We start from the raw sequence: 16,306 nt of genomic DNA, 5'->3' as shown, positions 1-16,306 counted from the left end.
GGGACGAGGTGACTTATGGAAAAGACCAGCATAAAGGCATTATTAAAACGAAAAGAAAAACAGGCAGGGGAAACGGATAAGCCGAAGAAAAAGGGTAAAAAGAAAAACAGGCTGAAGATCATCATTGCGATGCTGGTCCTTGCCGCCGTGGTCATAGTGGTGGTGCTGCAGCGCAGGCAGGCTGCCCGAACCGCGGCTGCAGAGGCAAATGCCGTGAATACGGCTACGGTGGAGACAAGGGATATTGTTTCAGAACTGTCCTCATCAGGGACCCTGTCGGCCAAGGATTCCTACAGCATAACGGCCCTGGCGGAGGGGGAGGTCATAAGCGCTGATTTTGAGGAGGGGGACCAGGTTGAAAAAGGGCAGGTCCTCTACGAGATTGACAGGACCAGCGTGGAGTCACAGCTGAGCAATGCCAAGAATTCCCTGGAACGGTCCCAGAAGGATTATGAAAAGGCGGTACAGGAATACAATGAGGCCCTCAGCGATTACAGCGGCAATACATACAAGGCCACTGAAACAGGTTATATCAGTGAGCTGAACATCAGCGCGGGCAGCAAGGTGAGCAATAACACTACCATTGCCAAGCTTTACAGCGATGATGTGATGAAAATACGGATTCCCTTCTTATCCGGGGAGGCAGCCCTGATTGCGCCGGGAATGGGGGCGGTTCTTACACTGGTGGATACAGGGGAGCAGGTGGCGGGTACGGTGACAGCAGTAGCCAACCAGGAAGTGGCCCTTACAGGAGGACGTATGGTGCGTAATGTAACCATCCAGGCGGCAAATCCGGGCGGTCTTACCACATCCACAAGGGCAACGGCACAGATCGGTGAATTCGTGGGAAGCGAGGACAGCACTTTTATGGCCACCATAGACACCACCATGAACGCAGAGCTGTCGGCCACCGTGGAGGTGGCATCCCTTCTGGTGGATGAGGGAGATTACGTGACTGTGGGAACTCCTGTTTTCCTGATGACCACAAAGACAGCAGAGGATCTGATCGAAACCTATTCAGATGCAATGGAAAATGCGGAGGAAAAGGTGGAGAGCGCCCAGAGCAGCCTGGACAACACCCAGGACACCTATGATGACTACACCATAACCGCTCCCATATCCGGTCAGGTGATCACTAAAAGCTATAAGGTGGGCGATAATATATCAAGGAATACCAGCAGCACTACCACGGTTGCCACCATTTACGATCTTTCGGGACTTACCTTTGAAATGTCCATTGACGAACTGGATATCTTAAGCGTAAAGGTGGGACAGAAGGTGACGGTGACAGCGGATGCCCTTGAGGGGGAGACTTATACGGGCACGGTGACCAATGTAAGCCTGGAAAGCACCTACTCCAACGGAGTGACCACCTATCCGGTTACGGTGACCATGGATGAGATGGGAGATCTTCTTCCGGGAATGAATGTGGACGGAGTGATCACGTTGGATGAGGCAACAGGAGTTCTGGCAATTCCGTCAGATGCCCTGATGCGGGGTAACCAGGTCTATGTAAAGGATGACACGGTGACCCAGCAGGCAGGTCCTGTTCCGGCCGGATTCCGGGCAGTGGAAGTAGAAACCGGCCTGGTCAGCGATTCCTATGTGGAGATCAAGAGCGGACTGTCAGAGGGAGATGTGGTATATGTGGCGGAAACCAGTACATCCAACACCAGCGTCTTTATGATGGACATGGGAGGCGGTCCCGGCGGTGGCGGCGGCCAGGGCAGCAGAGGCGGCCAGGGCGGCCCAGGCGGCGGTGGCGGCCAGGGCGGCGGTCCAAGGTAATTTCGGCAATTCGGATCAGCGGCCCCTTTAGATGAAGTGAGAAAGGAAACCATATGTATGGAGATGACACAGGAGTCGGCCTCCTTGGGAGAACCGTTAATCGAACTGAATCATATCTATAAGATTTATTATCTGGGCGGTGAAGAGATACGGGCCAGCGATGATGTAAACCTTACGATCCGCCGTGGAGAGTTTGTGGCCATTGTAGGAAAGTCGGGAAGCGGTAAATCCACGCTGATGAACATTATAGGCGCTTTGGATGTGCCCACAAAAGGGGATTATTATCTGGGCGGCGAGGATGTCAGCGATATGACGGATAAGCAGCTGGCCGGAGTCAGAAACCGTATGATCGGATTTATTTTCCAGCAGTACAACCTGCTGCCCAAGCTGAATATATTGGAAAATGTGGAACTTCCCCTGTTGTATGCGGGGGCGGGGACAGCGGAGCGTAAGGAACGGGCCATGGCTTCACTGGAGCGGGTTGGCCTTGAGGACAAATGGAGGAACTTTCCCAACCAGCTGTCCGGCGGCCAGCAGCAGAGGGTATCCATAGCCAGGGCACTGGCCGGAAATCCGTCCCTGATATTGGCGGACGAACCCACCGGAGCCTTGGACTCCAGGACCAGCAGGGATGTGCTGAACTTTTTAAAGAAGCTAAACAACGAGGGCAACACCATTGTGATGATCACCCATGACAATTCCATTGCTATGGAAGCAAAACGGGTGGTGCGGATCGCAGATGGGAAGATCAATTTTGACGGAGATGTAAAAGACTATGCTTCAATCATTCAAGCTGGCTCTAAAGAGCATATGGGGCAATAAAATGCGTTCATTCCTGACCATGTTGGGAATTATCATCGGCGTTGCGGCAGTCATTATTCTGGTAAGCCTTGTAAACGGCTACATGGGCAGTGTGGTGGAGAGCTTTGCAAGTATGGGCGTAAATCAGATCAATGTAAGCGTGACCAACCTGACCTCGCGTTCCCTGGATGTAGATGAAATGTATGCGTTCTATGAGGATAATACGGATCTGTTTGCCCAACTCAGCCCCAATGTAAGCTTATCAACCACGGTAAAGCACGGTACGGATGAGATGGATTCCACCAGTGTGGGCGGCTACAGCGAACAGTATCTGGATTTAAAGGAATACACAATGGAAGCCGGACGGAATATCTCCTATGCGGATATCATGTCCAGGCAGAAGGTCTGCGTCATAGGAGCATTTGTGGCCCAAGAGCTTTACGGCAGCGCCCAAAGCGCCCTGGACCAGACCATTAAAATCGGGGGATATTCATTTAAGATCGTGGGTGTGGTGGCTCAGGAGGAGGACGACATGGATGACGGGGGCACAGATGATTTTGTCTGGCTGCCCTACAGCGTGGCTGTTAAAATGTCCAGGAACGCGGTCATAAGCAGCTATACCTTTACATCGGTGGATACTGACCTGTCAGATGACTGTGTTACGGCGATCGAAGATTTCCTCTATGAGACATTTAAGGATGATGATCTGTACCGGGTCACTGCCATGAGCGAGATGCTGGATTCCCTGAATGAACAGATTGCCATGATGAGCGCCATGTTAGGCGGGATCGCAGGCATCTCCCTGCTGGTAGCAGGTGTGGGGGTTATGAACATCATGCTGGTATCTGTCACAGAGCGCACCAGGGAGATCGGGATCAGGAAATCCCTGGGAGCCGACAAAGGGACCATCATGCGCCAGTTTGTCATAGAAGCAGCGGTAACCAGTTCCCTGGGAGGGGTTGTGGGGATCCTCATTGGCTGTATCTCCACCACACTGGTGGGAACAGCTGTTGGGATAACGGCAACGCCTACTCCTGCTGCGATCGCCATATCCTTCAGCGTGTCGGTGGGCATCGGCCTTTTGTTCGGATATATGCCGGCCAACAGGGCTGCTAATTTAAACCCCATCGATGCGCTCAGAAGTGAGTAGAGGGATGTGGGCATGCAAAATAAAACAGGCGGGGAAGCTGGATTATCCCGGTCACAGACAAGGGATTTCAGGAAAGCCACCGGTACAGACCGATCAGCACAAAGAAGGCTGCCACATAGATCAGGGCAAATACGGCGGCAGATACCTGGTCATTCCTTGACAGGGGAAGACGCCCAAGCCAAGCCATGGTCCTGGCCCTCAGAGGGAAACACAGCATCAGGAAGACGAACAGCAGCAGGAGCCCTATGCCTGCCAGGACAAAGGAACGGCTGGTCAAAAGCATGAGGATGACCGCTGCGGAAAATGCCATGGGGAACAGGATGCAGGTGAGGCAATTCAGGGTCTGCATCCTGCCTTTTGGCAGGGGAAGCCCTTCACGCAGGGCTTTTTTTATTTCCATATGGCGTTTTAGACGGCTGAAAAATACGAGGGCATCGGCACCCAGCAGGGCGGCCACATAGAGCAGGTGAGGGTAAAACGGTGTGCCGGCATCCATTCCCTCCTTTGCAATGGACACGCTTGAGGGAATAAAAAATGCAAACAGGGCGATGTTAAGCAGGAACAGGACAAAAAGCTGCCTTTCTTCCGTGCGCAGAGTGGTATCCCGCAGCAGTTCATATGCCAGCGCCCGGTCGGTCTGAAGTTCCATGGGCCGCTGGCCGGCCTCAGAGCAGAAGATCACCAGATTCTTATAATAGGTCTTCGGCGTCCATCCGCTGGTCCTGCAGGCGTCCAGGTACTCGTTAAATTCATCTGATGCCAACAGCTTTGCCGTAATCTTCTTAGGGTAGATGTCCACGCAGAAGTGGTATCTGCCGGGCGTCAGATAGCTGAAATATCCATTCTGGAAAAAGGGGGTAAATCCCTCGATCATATAGCCCTCCATGGCCTTTTCTTCTAAAAAACGTTCCAGCTTTTTGTATTCGGTCATATGGAACGGAATCTCCCACTGTGCGTCATATTGTTCATTTCCAAGACCTCTCATCGTAAAACCTCCCATCATTTGAGATGCTCGTCATCCCATATCGGTTTCAGCCGGCTGCGGCCGTCCTCCACCATGGATACCAGACGTTTATATTCGGTCATAAGAATGTGGTGACCGTGGCCGGTAAGACAATAAATCTTTTTCCGGTCCGCCACTGCGGTCTGCCGTATCATCCCCTCATCTTCAAAGCGTGCCAGAAGCGCATACAGGGTGCCGGCTCCAATCTGTACACGGTTCTGGGTAAGGGCTGCAGCCTCCTGCATGATTTCATACCCGTAATGCGGTTCCTGGAGGATCAGCAGTATATAGTACATGGGTTCCGTCAGGGTCTGAAACTGTATCCGCGGCATGTTGTCACCTGCTTTCTTAGTTGCTGGTATGATACACTATAACGATATTCGATATAATAATTATAATATCGATATTCGATATAGTCAAGTATGTTTTGTATTAGATGAGAAACATGAAAAAAAGCTCTTGATATGACCCTTGGTTACCATTTATAGTAAAGCTGTTTATAGAATTTTTATAATTATACAAAAGGGTAGGAGAAGAGTATGAAAGATTTAACCCCGCAGCTGTTTCTGTCCATGAAACAGTATTCCAAAGAACAGTTTGTCAATGACGTGGTATCGGGCATTATTGTGGCGATCATAGCCCTCCCGCTGTCCATCGCCCTGGCCCTTGCTTCGGGTGTGACGCCGGAACAGGGCCTTTACACTGCCATTGTGGCCGGCTTTGTGATCTCCTTTTTAGGGGGAAGCAAGGTGCAGATCGCAGGGCCCACCGCTGCATTTGCCACCATTGTTGCCGGTATCGTGATCAAAAATGGGACGGAGGGACTGGCGGTGGCCACGATCCTGGCCGGCATTCTGCTGATCATTATGGGCGTGCTGCGCCTGGGAAGCCTGATCCGGTTCATTCCATATACTATCACCACTGGTTTTACCACCGGTATTGCTGTCACCATATTCATTGGGCAGATCAAGGACTTTATGGGACTGACATTTGAAACATCCCCTGTGGAGACCATGGAAAAGCTTCATGAAGTCATTGCCTGTGCAGGCACCTTTAACCCCATGGCGGTAGCGGTGGGGGCGCTGTCCCTGGGAATCCTTATTATATGGCCCAGATTTTTTAAGAAGATACCCCCCTCGCTTGTGGCGGTGATCGTTTCCGCCGTGCTGGTAAAAGGCCTGGATCTGAGAGTAAATACCATTGGGGATCTGTACACCATATCCTCCAGCCTGCCCGCTTTTCACCTGCCCCAGATCTCCTTTGAACTGGTCCGCAGGGTCATGCCTGATGCTCTGACCATTGCGGTCCTGGCAGCCATTGAATCCCTTTTATCCTGTGTGGTTGCAGATGGCATGGTGGGAGGAAAGCATAATTCCAACATGGAACTGATCGCCCAGGGAGCGGGCAATGCGGCTTCCGCCCTGTTTGGCGGGATCCCGGCCACGGGAGCCATTGCCAGGACTGCGGCCAACATTAAGAACGGGGGGCGCACACCGGTGGCCGGTATGGTCCACGCCGCCGTCCTTTTGTTAGTCCTTATTTTCCTTATGCCCTATGCGGCTCTGATCCCCATGCCGGCCATTGCCGCCATCCTTTTTATGGTGGCGTATAATATGAGCGAGTGGAGGGAATTTCTGGATGTGGTAAAGACCTCTCCCAAAAGCGATACCGCAGTACTGCTGATCACATTTTTCCTCACCGTGGTGTTTGATCTGGTGATGGCCATCGGAGTGGGGCTGGTCCTGGCCTCCCTGCTGTTTATGAAACGGATGTCTGATGTTTCCGATATATATGGATGGAAGTATGAGGAGGATGACAGGGAAGGGGATGACAGGGAACGAATTGACTTAAAGCCGGTGCCAAAGCATGTGATGGTGTTTGAGGTGGACGGCCCCATGTTTTTTGGCGCAGCGGACAAGATTGCCCAGATTCCCCTTGACACAAAGAAACAGGTCCTGATCCTGCGCATGAGAAGTGTTCCAGCCATGGATGCAACTGCGTTAAACAGCCTGAAAAAGCTTCATGCCCGGTGCCGCAAAGCACACATCACAATGATCCTGTCCCATGTCAATGAGCAGCCCATGTCAGTGATGGAAAAGTCCGGTTTTGACCTGGAGATCGGCAGGGATAATATAGCTGTCTCTATTGACGCGGCCTTAAGCCGCGCTGCCATGATTGACAGAACAGCTGAATCAGTATAGACTGTGAGTGACTGAATAATTTGACGCGGTCCCGAATAGATTGAGAGTACAAAAACGGCTCCATGACAGGGAATGAGGAAGACATGCAGGGAGGGCCGGGAAAAGAGGAACAGGTATGAAGGTTGTTGATATGCATTGTGACACCATCTCAGAAATATATAAGGATCACAGGGCGGGCGGAAACGCATCGATCCTGGAGAATTCCATGATGATCGACCTTAAGAAAATGCAGGCAGGTGATTACGGGCTCCAAAACTTTGCCCTATATACCAATCTGGACCGGGCGGAGGGGAAGCCCTTTGAATACTGTATGCAGCTTCTGGATACATTCTATAATGAGATGGAAGCCCACAGGGATATGATCGGTATTGTAAAATCCTACAAAGATATTGAGGAGAACTGGAAGCAGGGAAAGATGTCGGCCCTTCTGACCATTGAGGAGGGAGGCGTTTGCCAGGGGGAACTGGGGTTTTTACGCAATTTCTACCGGCTGGGTGTCAGGATGATGACCCTGACCTGGAACTATCCAAATGAACTGGCATTTCCAAACAAAAGGGAAATGCAGGAAAATGGCCGTTCCCGTCTGGTGGCGGACACGGAAAACGGCCTGACAGAAACAGGGGTCCGGTTTGTCCGGGAAATGGAGCGCCTGGGAATGATCATCGACATTTCCCATTTAAACGATGCGGGGATCTGGGATGTGTTCCGCCATACAAAAAAACCGTTTGTGGCCAGCCATTCCAATGCAAGGGCAGTTGCCTCCCATGCCAGGAACCTTACTGATGAGATGATACGCGCCCTGGCGGAGCGGGGAGGAGTGGTGGGGATTAATTACTACTCCTGCTTTTTACACGATTTTGCAGAGGGAGAATCTGAGATCAGCCGCATTTCCCATATGGTGGATCACATGAAGCATATCCGCAACATAGGCGGAATCGGCTGTCTGGGACTGGGATCTGATTTTGACGGGATCGAATGTGAACTGGAGATGAAGGACGCATCCCAGCTGTCCCTTTTGGCAGATGCCATGAGCAGGGAAGGCTTTTCCCAGTCGGACATAGAGGCTGTTTTTTATAAAAATGTCCTGGGATTATACAGGGAAATCCTCTGATCGTAAAAAATTTACGCAGATTTTACAATTCCATGGGGCGGATTTTACTTGCATTTGGTATGCTGTTTACATATCTTCCATGCACGGCCGTGTGTATACGGATGGCAGCCTTGTACACGGATGGCAGTCTTATACGTGGAAGCTACATACTCAGAAAGGCGGAGAAGCAGAGATGGAACGGATTTATATCATAGAGGATGATGAGAATATCAGGAACCTGTTAAAGATTGCCCTGGAGGGCTTTGGCTATGATCCGGAAGGGTTTGAGACAGCCGAGGAGGGCCTGGCAAGGATGAAGGAAGAAAAGCCGGACCTTGCCATCTTTGACTGGATGCTTCCGGGGATGGACGGAATTGAGGCGATCAAGCAGGTCAGGCTTTCAGAAGGACTTAAGGATATTCCCATCATGCTTCTGACCGCCAAGGAAAAGGAACTGGACAAAGTGGTTGGACTGGACTGCGGGGCGGACGATTACATGGTTAAGCCTTTTGGGGTCCTGGAATTGTCAGCCCGTATCCGAAGCCTGCTGCGCAGGACCAGGAGGGAGGAGGAACGGGACGTACTGTCTTACCAGGGGATTTCCGTAAACCGAAAGACCAGGGAGGTTATGAGCAGCGGCCGGGTGTCGGAGCTGACCCTGAAGGAGTTTGAACTTCTGGTATATCTTTTGGAAAACCAGTCCCGGGTGGTAACAAGGGATGAACTGCTAAACCGGATATGGGGTTATGAGTATGACGGGGAGACAAGGACCTTGGATATGCATATACGTACCCTGCGCCAGAAACTGGGCGGAGAGGGGGGATCCTGTATCAAGACGGTCAGGGGAGTGGGCTACCGCATGATCAAGGCGGAAGCATAGCTCGCTGAGTATGTTGGAGTTACCTTAGGAGGAGATCATGCGTAAAGCCATATTGGAACGCTTTATTCTTGTATTGTTAGCGGCGCTGTGTATTAACAGCGTCATCTTTTATATTGCCAGCAGCAATATGATCCTGACCACGTCCAGCCGGGACATGAAATACACCATCAGGGCCATTGACAGCATACTGGATTATGACGGGGACCTGATGAGCCAGATGCACAAGCTGGAGGCATTTACAGACCAGGATTCCAGCCGGGTCACCCTGATCAGGACAGATGGAACCGTTATCACGGATTCGGATGCGGATGCGGAGTATCTGGACAATCATCTGGGCAGGGAAGAGATACGGATGGCGGTGGAAAAGGGGGAAGGGCATGCCAGAAGGTATTCCAGCACCCTGGGGAAGACCATGCTTTACGTGGCCTGCCGGTCGGACCACGCCGACATGGTCCTGCGGCTGGCCGTACCCTATTCGGGCATCAGCGAATACCTTCCCATGCTGCTGCCTGCCGCCATTGTAAGCTTTGGGGCGGCTATGCTGTGCTCCCTGATCACCACCCAGCGGTTTGTGTCCTCGGTCACCAGGCCCATGAGGGATATTTCCAGGAAAATGCTGCAGGTAAAGGGGGATTACACGGAGCTGCATTTTGACAGGTACCAGTATCCGGAGATCAATGTCATTGCCGAGACCATCACTAATATGTCCCAGAATGTGAAGGAGTATCTGAGCCAGATCGACAGGGAAAAACAGATACGCCAGGAATTTTTCAGCAATGCATCCCATGAGCTGAAGACCCCCATTACCTCGATCCAGGGATATGCGGAACTGCTGGAGAGCGGGATGATCCAGGATGAGTCCATGAAAATGGATTTTGCCAGGAGGATTAAGAAGGAGGCGGCCAATATGACAGGCCTTATCAATGATATCCTGATGATTTCCCGGCTGGAGGCAAAGGATGCGGAGGTGGTGATGACCGATGTGCGCATCAGCGTGCTGCTGGAGGAGATCATGGACAGCTTAAAGCCCCAGGCGGCATCCAGCCAGGTGTTCATGCATGTGGACTGCCAGCCCCTGTGCATAAAGGCCAATGTCCAGCAGATCAAAGAGCTTCTCACCAATCTTTTAAGCAATGCGGTAAAATATAATCACCCAGGAGGACAGGTTTGGATCAATATCCGGGAGCAGGACGACAACATGGTCATCCGGGTGCGGGACAACGGAATGGGGATCCCTGAGGAGAGCTTAGATCGCATTTTTGAGCGGTTTTACCGCGTGGATAAGGGGCGCAGCCGCAAACAGGGAGGCACGGGCCTGGGACTTTCCATTGTGAAGCATATTGTGAATTTTTATCATGGAACCATCCATGTGACCTCCAGGCTGGAACAGGGCACGGAATTTGTAGTCTCTCTCCCCTTAAACCGCTGTGAAAAATAGATTGTACGCAAAAAAATACACTTTATCGCTTTAAATTCGCAGGAATTTAAAGTAATAAAATTGACGGCGGAATTTTTTTGTAGTATGATAGAAAACATCCCTGAACGGGAGCAATCTATGGGATGAAAAGAGGAGAGAGCATTATGAAAAAAACATCAAAGATCATGTCTCTGGTGCTTGCGGGTGCCATGGTTCTGTCCATGAGCGCATGCGGCGGCAGCACGGCAGGGACAGCAGCAGACACCACGGCGGCAGATACCGCAGCGGCAACCGCTGCAGAGGCGGCTGAGACATCCAAGGAAGATGCCGGGGAAGCCAAGGAGACATCTGCACAGGCAGCGGACGGCACGGTTTATAAGATCGGCGTCCTTCAGCTGGTCCAGCACACGGCTCTGGATGCGGCAAACCAAGGTTTTATCGCAGCCCTGGATGATGCGGGAATCGCATATGAGGTGGATCAGCAGAACGCATCCGGCGACCAGTCCGCCTGCCAGACCGTTGCATCCAAATTTGCTAATGACAAAAAGGATCTGATCCTGGCCATTGCGACCCCGGCAGCACAGGCCGTGGCAGGCGCTGTTTCAGATGCACCCGTGCTTGTGACAGCAGTGACCGACCCTGCTGAGTCAGGCCTTGTGGATACCAATGAAAAGCCAGGGGGCAATGTAACAGGAACCTCTGACCTGACCCCTGTAAAGGAGCAGGTGGAGCTGCTTCAGAAGATCCTTCCCGATGCAAAAAAAGTGGGGATCCTGTACTGCTCAGCAGAGTCCAATTCCGAGATCCAGGCACAGATGGCAAAAGAAGCCATTGAGGCGGCGGGAATGACCAGCCAGGATTTCACCGTATCCAGCTCCAATGAGATCCAGACCGTTGTGCAGTCCATGGTGGGCAAGGTGGATGCCATCTACGCGCCAACGGATAACACCATTGCGGCCGGTATGACCACGGTGGGCATGGTTGCAGGGGACAACAAACTTCCTGTTATCTGCGGAGAGTCCGGAATGGTGGAGAACGGCGGTCTTGCAACTTACGGGATCGACTACTACCAGCTGGGCTACATGACCGGCCAGCAGGCAGTGAGGATCCTTACTGAGGGAGCTTCACCGGCCGATATGCCAATCGAGTACCTTCCGGCTGAAAAGTGTGAGCTGACAGTCAATGAGGAGACAGCTTCCACACTTGGAATCGATGTATCTAATCTGAAGTAATATTTTTATCAGGATGTTTCCCAAAGGCGGTGCTGCGGGGTTCCGGCGGACATGAAGATCCGCCGGAACCTGCGGCACCCCATTTTAGCGTTCAGGAGCAATCTTTTTTTGGTTAAAACTGGTTATGTGATAGATGGTTTGCTCAAGCCGGAGCGCGCTGCCATGGGAGGTTTGGGCAAGCTATTTATAGAATGATCAAAATAGCAGTACGAAAATGCACTACAAATGGAGGTTTAAAATGAATATACTAAATGCGCTGCAGGGCATGGGCCCCGCGCTGTTGGATGCAGTGGGGCAGGGTGTGCTCTGGGGGATCATGGTATTGGGCGTGTACATAACATATAAGCTGCTTGATATCGCGGATTTGACCGTGGACGGCAGCTTTGCCCTGGGCGGCTGCGTGTGCGCCATGCTGATCGTAAACAGGGGCATGGACCCGGTGGCGGCCTTGGCTCTTGCCACCCTTGCGGGCATGGCGGCAGGCTTTGTCACAGGTATCCTGCACACCGTGTTTGAAATCCCATCCATTCTGGCAGGGATCCTGACCCAGATTTCTTTGTGGTCCATCAATCTGTGGATCATGGGCAATAAGAGCAACCTTCCTCTTCTGAAGGTGGATTCCATGGTGACCCAGCTTTCAGGGGCCACGGGGCTGAACCAGGCCCAGTCCTCCCAGGTGATCGGCATTATCGCGGCGGTGATCGTTGTGGCGGTCCTGTACTGGTTCTTTGGCACGGAAATAGGAAGCGCCCTCAGGGCAACGGGCAATAATGAGGATATGATACGGGCATTGGGGGTCAATACCAGTGTTACCAAACTCCTGGCCCTGATGATCAGCAATGGTCTGGTGGGCATGTCGGGAGCACTGGTGTGCCAGAGCCAGAAATACGCAGACATACAGATGGGCACCGGAGCCATTGTGATCGGACTGGCGGCCATCGTGATCGGAGAAGTGATCTTTGGATGGTTCCGCAACTTTGCCTGCAAACTGGCGGCAGCGGTCATTGGTTCCGTTATCTATTTTGTGATCCGTGCCGTTGTGCTGCAGCTGGGGCTGAATCCAAACTATATGAAGCTGCTTTCCGCCATCATTGTGGCCCTGGCCCTGTGTATCCCGGTGGCGGCCGCAAAATGGAAAGCCTATAGGGCATATTCAGAAGGAGGGGAAAGCTGATGCTGGTACTGACTAATGTGAGAAAGACATTCAACAAGGGAACCATCAACGAAAAGAGGGCTTTAAACGGTATCGACCTTTCCCTGAAGGACGGTGATTTCGTCACTGTCATAGGAGGCAACGGCGCCGGTAAATCCACCATGCTCAACATGATAGCAGGGGTGTATCCCATTGATTCGGGAAAGATAGAGATAGACGGGATCAATATTTCCAGACAGCCGGAGCACAAGCGGGCCAAATACATCGGACGCGTGTTCCAGGATCCCATGAAGGGCACGGCCGCGGGTATGGAGATCCAGGAAAACATGGCGCTGGCTTTTAGAAGAGGGCAGAGGCGCGGTCTGGGCTGGGGGATCCGCGCCAATGAAAAAGACTATTACAGGGATATGCTCACCCGCCTGGGCCTTGGGCTTCAGACCAGGATGACCAGCAAGGTGGGACTTTTGTCCGGCGGACAGCGTCAGGCCCTGACACTTCTGATGGCAACCCTTCAGAAGCCCAGGCTCCTGCTTCTGGATGAACACACGGCCGCCCTGGATCCCCAGACTGCAAAAAAGGTTCTGGACCTGACCAATGAAATGGTAACGGAACAAAAGCTTACAGCACTTATGGTAACCCATAACATGAAGGACGCCATCCAGATCGGCAACCGTCTCATTATGATGAATGACGGCCGTATCATTTACGATATTTCCGGCGAGGCCAAGAAAAATCTTACCGTGGATGATCTTCTTAAAAAGTTCTCCGAAGCCAGCGGAGGCGAGTTTGCCAATGACAGAATGATGCTCTCCAAATAATTCCTTACGAAATTTAAGAAATATTTCACTTTTTCCCATACAATTTTGTGATATACTTTACGCTGTATGAGTTTACATGCCGAAAAACTAATTTGGAGACGAACGGAATCATGCTTGAACATAAGGATTATTTATCAAGCCTTAACAAGGCCAGAAGAAAACGTAATCAGAACATAGACCCCAGATATCTCCTGCTTTTGCTGGCAGCAGTGATCCTGGTGGGCTTAATTGTTGTGGGAATCAAGACCGTAAAGAAGCCGGCCTCCGGGCGGGTGGCGGGAAGTACGCCTTCACAGGAAGGCCAGATCGCTACCCCGGCTCAGGCACAGGCGGAAGGTTCACTGTCACCGGAGGAGGAGGCCGCCAGGAAGGAAGAGGAGGAGATTGATAAAACCATCAGCTCCTACACCAACCTGGGTATTGTGCAGGTGTCCGGATATCTGAATATCAGGGAGACACCCAGCACGGACGGTAAGATCATCGGTAAGCTGTCCGGAGACGGCGCCTGCGAGATACTGGGCACAGAGGGAGACTGGTCCCACATCACCTCAGGCGGTGTGGACGGATATATCAGCAACCAGTACCTGCTCACCGGGGAGGAAGCAAGGGCCAAGGCAAAAGAACTGGTTAAGCTGAGGGCCACGGTTACAGCGGACAACCTTAACATCCGCCAGGCACCGGAACTGGATCCCAGCAATGTGGTGGGACAGGCCTTAAAGGGCGAACGGTATGTGGTCCTGGGGCAGCAGGACGGATGGATCCAGATCGAAGAAGGCTATATATCAGCGGATTATGCGGATGTTTCCTATTCCCTGAATGAAGGACGCAAACTGGATATGAAGGCCATGGCCATCAACCAGTACGACAATCTGGTGATATCCAAGGTGAATAATTACCTGAACGTGCGGGCCGAACCCAAGCAGGACGGAAAGATCATTGGCAAGATGACAAGTAAGGCGGCAGGTGAGATCCTGGAGACCCTGGATGGATGGTACAAGATCAAATCAGGCCCCATTATCGGTTATGTATCCGCGGACCCGCAGTTTACGGCCACCGGCCAGGAGGCCAAGGATATTGCCATGCAGACAGCTGCGTTGAAGGCTGTTATCAACACGGATGTGCTCAACGTGCGCACGGAGCCCAGCACGGATTCCAAGATCTGGACCCAGATCGTAAAGGATGAGAGATATCCGGTAGTGGCCCAGCTGGACGGATGGGTAGAGATCGAGCTGGATTCTGTGGATGAGGAAGATGGAAGCACCAAGGATAAGGCGTACATTTCCACAAGGGATAACAATGTGGAGGTGCGTTATGCCCTGAATGAAGCCATCAAATTCTCGCCTCAGGAGGTTGCGGCTAATAACGCGGCATCCCGCCGTTCCCAGATTGTCAACTACGCACTGCAGTTTGTGGGAAATCCCTATGTTTGGGGCGGTACCAGCCTTACAAAGGGAGCGGACTGCTCCGGATTTACCATGAAGGTAATGGAACACTTTGGTGTTTCCCTTCCCCATTATTCCGGCTCCCAGGCCAAGATGGGCAAGGCGGTTACCTCCGGCAACATGAGGCCGGGTGATCTGATCTTCTATGCGGGCAGCGGCGGAAAGATCAACCATGTATCCATGTATATCGGCAACGGACAGGTGGTCCATGCAGCCAGCCGAAAGAGCGGCATCAAGATCTCCACCTGGAACTACAGGTCTCCGGTGGCGATCAGGAACGTACTGGGCGATTGATGAGCCGCCCTGAACTGTTGCAAAATTTCATAGATAAGTAAATGCAGCAGCCGGTCAGCGTATATTTTTGCTGGCCGGCTGTTTTTGTAACCTGGAAGCATTGTGATCCTCATATGCATATTTTGTCCCTGTTGGTGCAGACTATCCATAGACTGCGGATAGTAACGTAATACTTCATGAAAGGGAGGTCCGGTCATGGGACAGGGAAAAAATAACAAGAAAAACAGGAATGAAAACCAGGAACCTGAAAAAAAGGATGACGAAGCCAAAAAGCTGGAAAAAGAAATAGAGGAAAAAGAGGATAACCGCCTGGAGGAGTATGGCCAGGTCATTCTGGAGGACAACCGTAAACAGAGGAAGATCCACCTGATCACCATTATCGGCGAGGTGGAGGGACATGAGAATTCTTCAGGGAGCAGCAAGACCACCAAGTATGACCATATTCTTCCAAAACTGGCTGAGATCGAGGATGACGACAGCGTGGACGGACTTCTGGTCCTTCTCAACACCTCAGGCGGGGATGTGGATGCGGGGCTGGCGATCGCTGAGATGATCGCTTCGCTCAGCCTGCCTACCGTATCCCTGGTACTGGGAGGCAGCCACTCCATCGGCGTGCCCCTGGCAGTGTCCACCAACTATTCCTTTATCGTGCCCTCAGGAACAATGATGATCCATCCGGTACGCATGACAGGCATGGTGATCGGAACAGCCCAGACCTACGAGTATTTTGAAATGATACAGGACAGGATCCTCACCTTTGTGGCAAACCATGCGGATATCGCCTACGACCAGCTCAGGGATCTGATGCACAACACAAAGATGCTGACCCGGGACCTGGGCACCGTGCTGGTGGGAGAACAGGCTGTGGACGCAGGACTGATCAACCGGGTGGGCGGAATCAAGGAAGCCCTCGGAAAGCTGTATGAAATGATAGATGAGAGGGAGCGCCGCAGATGATCGCCAGGTGATGGATCCAAAAATCCGGATCCGGTTGCGCCGGAGCAAAAGCACGGGGGAGAGACTGGCTCCATGATAAG

The 16,306-nt window shown here is 52.1% G+C and carries 14 protein-coding genes; 12 read left to right on the top strand and 2 right to left on the bottom strand.

Going from position 1 to position 16,306, the window contains the following annotated elements; translation table 11 throughout:
* The first annotated feature begins 15 nt into the window (after positions 1-15).
* The 3 genes from HMPREF9469_RS00915 to HMPREF9469_RS00905 all read left to right on the top strand — a co-directional run bounded on the left by HMPREF9469_RS00915 (position 16) and on the right by HMPREF9469_RS00905 (position 3,739).
* Positions 16-1,788 carry an efflux RND transporter periplasmic adaptor subunit gene (locus tag HMPREF9469_RS00915; protein WP_007858241.1) on the top strand — a complete coding sequence of 591 codons (1,773 nt, stop codon included), beginning with the start codon at positions 16-18 and terminating at the stop codon, positions 1,786-1,788.
* Positions 1,789-1,851: 63 nt separating this feature from the next.
* Positions 1,852-2,610 (top strand): ABC transporter ATP-binding protein, encoded by a 759-nt coding sequence (locus tag HMPREF9469_RS00910; RefSeq protein ID WP_040415295.1) that lies wholly within the window; start codon positions 1,852-1,854, stop codon positions 2,608-2,610.
* Positions 2,564-3,739 carry an ABC transporter permease gene (locus tag HMPREF9469_RS00905; protein WP_007858239.1) on the top strand — a complete coding sequence of 392 codons (1,176 nt, stop codon included), beginning with the start codon at positions 2,564-2,566 and terminating at the stop codon, positions 3,737-3,739. The genes HMPREF9469_RS00910 and HMPREF9469_RS00905 overlap by 47 nt, the downstream gene beginning before the upstream one ends.
* Positions 3,740-3,806: 67 nt before the next feature.
* On the opposite strand, the gene HMPREF9469_RS00900 is transcribed toward HMPREF9469_RS00905, so the two are convergent.
* Together HMPREF9469_RS00900 and HMPREF9469_RS00895 are read right to left on the bottom strand one after the other, a co-directional pair.
* A complete protein-coding gene (locus HMPREF9469_RS00900; RefSeq protein WP_007858238.1) occupies positions 3,807-4,724 on the bottom strand; it encodes a DUF2812 domain-containing protein in 918 nt (305 codons plus the stop codon).
* Between the two features lie 14 nt (positions 4,725-4,738).
* Positions 4,739-5,074: a PadR family transcriptional regulator gene (locus tag HMPREF9469_RS00895; RefSeq protein ID WP_007858231.1), complete on the bottom strand. Its 336-nt coding sequence runs from the start codon at positions 5,072-5,074 to the stop codon at positions 4,739-4,741.
* A gap of 207 nt (positions 5,075-5,281) precedes the next feature.
* Here HMPREF9469_RS00895 and HMPREF9469_RS00890 point away from each other — a divergent pair, with 207 nt between their 5' ends.
* The 9 genes from HMPREF9469_RS00890 (at position 5,282) to HMPREF9469_RS00850 (ending at position 16,226) form a co-directional block, all read left to right on the top strand.
* Positions 5,282-6,943 carry a SulP family inorganic anion transporter gene (locus HMPREF9469_RS00890; RefSeq protein ID WP_007858230.1) on the top strand — a complete coding sequence of 554 codons (1,662 nt, stop codon included), beginning with the start codon at positions 5,282-5,284 and terminating at the stop codon, positions 6,941-6,943.
* A gap of 115 nt (positions 6,944-7,058) precedes the next feature.
* Positions 7,059-8,054: a dipeptidase gene (locus HMPREF9469_RS00885; protein ID WP_007858228.1), complete on the top strand. Its 996-nt coding sequence runs from the start codon at positions 7,059-7,061 to the stop codon at positions 8,052-8,054.
* 172 nt (positions 8,055-8,226) lie between these two features.
* Positions 8,227-8,913 (top strand): response regulator transcription factor, encoded by a 687-nt coding sequence (locus HMPREF9469_RS00880; RefSeq protein WP_007858226.1) that lies wholly within the window; start codon positions 8,227-8,229, stop codon positions 8,911-8,913.
* Positions 8,914-8,950: 37 nt separating this feature from the next.
* Complete coding sequence (locus HMPREF9469_RS00875; protein WP_007858223.1) at positions 8,951-10,351, top strand: sensor histidine kinase; 1,401 nt, start codon at positions 8,951-8,953, stop codon at positions 10,349-10,351.
* A gap of 143 nt (positions 10,352-10,494) precedes the next feature.
* A complete protein-coding gene (locus HMPREF9469_RS00870) occupies positions 10,495-11,562 on the top strand; it encodes an ABC transporter substrate-binding protein (protein WP_007858214.1) in 1,068 nt (355 codons plus the stop codon).
* Positions 11,563-11,800: 238 nt separating this feature from the next.
* A complete protein-coding gene (locus HMPREF9469_RS00865; RefSeq protein ID WP_007858212.1) occupies positions 11,801-12,736 on the top strand; it encodes an ABC transporter permease in 936 nt (311 codons plus the stop codon).
* Positions 12,736-13,533, top strand: a complete 798-nt coding sequence (locus HMPREF9469_RS00860) for an ABC transporter ATP-binding protein (RefSeq protein WP_007858211.1) — start codon at positions 12,736-12,738, stop codon at positions 13,531-13,533. The genes HMPREF9469_RS00865 and HMPREF9469_RS00860 overlap by 1 nt, the downstream gene beginning before the upstream one ends.
* Before the next feature lie 110 nt (positions 13,534-13,643).
* Positions 13,644-15,269, top strand: coding sequence for a C40 family peptidase (locus HMPREF9469_RS00855; protein ID WP_007858210.1), 1,626 nt, complete (start codon positions 13,644-13,646; stop codon positions 15,267-15,269).
* A 195-nt stretch (positions 15,270-15,464) separates the two neighbouring features.
* Positions 15,465-16,226: a ClpP family protease gene (locus HMPREF9469_RS00850; RefSeq protein WP_007858209.1), complete on the top strand. Its 762-nt coding sequence runs from the start codon at positions 15,465-15,467 to the stop codon at positions 16,224-16,226.
* Positions 16,227-16,306 lie beyond the last annotated feature (80 nt).

The sequence above is a fragment of the [Clostridium] citroniae WAL-17108 genome (assembly GCF_000233455.1).
GTDB lineage: Bacteria > Bacillota > Clostridia > Lachnospirales > Lachnospiraceae > Enterocloster > Enterocloster citroniae.
The sequence above is the reverse complement of the archived record's forward strand: the minus strand, read 5'-3'. Positions and strand labels throughout refer to the sequence as shown.

Bases quoted from the DNA above. Each gene is read 5' to 3' on its own strand.
- HMPREF9469_RS00910 (WP_040415295.1), top strand. From the start codon at position 1,852: ATGACACAGGAGTCGGCCTCCTTGGGAGAACCGTTAATCGAACTGAAT.
- HMPREF9469_RS00865 (WP_007858212.1), top strand. From the start codon at position 11,801: ATGAATATACTAAATGCGCTGCAGGGCATGGGCCCCGCGCTGTTGGAT.
- HMPREF9469_RS00860 (WP_007858211.1), top strand. From the start codon at position 12,736: ATGCTGGTACTGACTAATGTGAGAAAGACATTCAACAAGGGAACCATC.
- HMPREF9469_RS00900 (WP_007858238.1), bottom strand. From the start codon at position 4,724: ATGAGAGGTCTTGGAAATGAACAATATGACGCACAGTGGGAGATTCCG.
- HMPREF9469_RS00895 (WP_007858231.1), bottom strand. From the start codon at position 5,074: ATGCCGCGGATACAGTTTCAGACCCTGACGGAACCCATGTACTATATA.
- HMPREF9469_RS00870 (WP_007858214.1), top strand. From the start codon at position 10,495: ATGAAAAAAACATCAAAGATCATGTCTCTGGTGCTTGCGGGTGCCATG.
- HMPREF9469_RS00875 (WP_007858223.1), top strand. From the start codon at position 8,951: ATGCGTAAAGCCATATTGGAACGCTTTATTCTTGTATTGTTAGCGGCG.
- HMPREF9469_RS00850 (WP_007858209.1), top strand. From the start codon at position 15,465: ATGGGACAGGGAAAAAATAACAAGAAAAACAGGAATGAAAACCAGGAA.
- HMPREF9469_RS00880 (WP_007858226.1), top strand. From the start codon at position 8,227: ATGGAACGGATTTATATCATAGAGGATGATGAGAATATCAGGAACCTG.
- HMPREF9469_RS00915 (WP_007858241.1), top strand. From the start codon at position 16: ATGGAAAAGACCAGCATAAAGGCATTATTAAAACGAAAAGAAAAACAG.
- HMPREF9469_RS00855 (WP_007858210.1), top strand. From the start codon at position 13,644: ATGCTTGAACATAAGGATTATTTATCAAGCCTTAACAAGGCCAGAAGA.
- HMPREF9469_RS00905 (WP_007858239.1), top strand. From the start codon at position 2,564: ATGCTTCAATCATTCAAGCTGGCTCTAAAGAGCATATGGGGCAATAAA.
- HMPREF9469_RS00890 (WP_007858230.1), top strand. From the start codon at position 5,282: ATGAAAGATTTAACCCCGCAGCTGTTTCTGTCCATGAAACAGTATTCC.
- HMPREF9469_RS00885 (WP_007858228.1), top strand. From the start codon at position 7,059: ATGAAGGTTGTTGATATGCATTGTGACACCATCTCAGAAATATATAAG.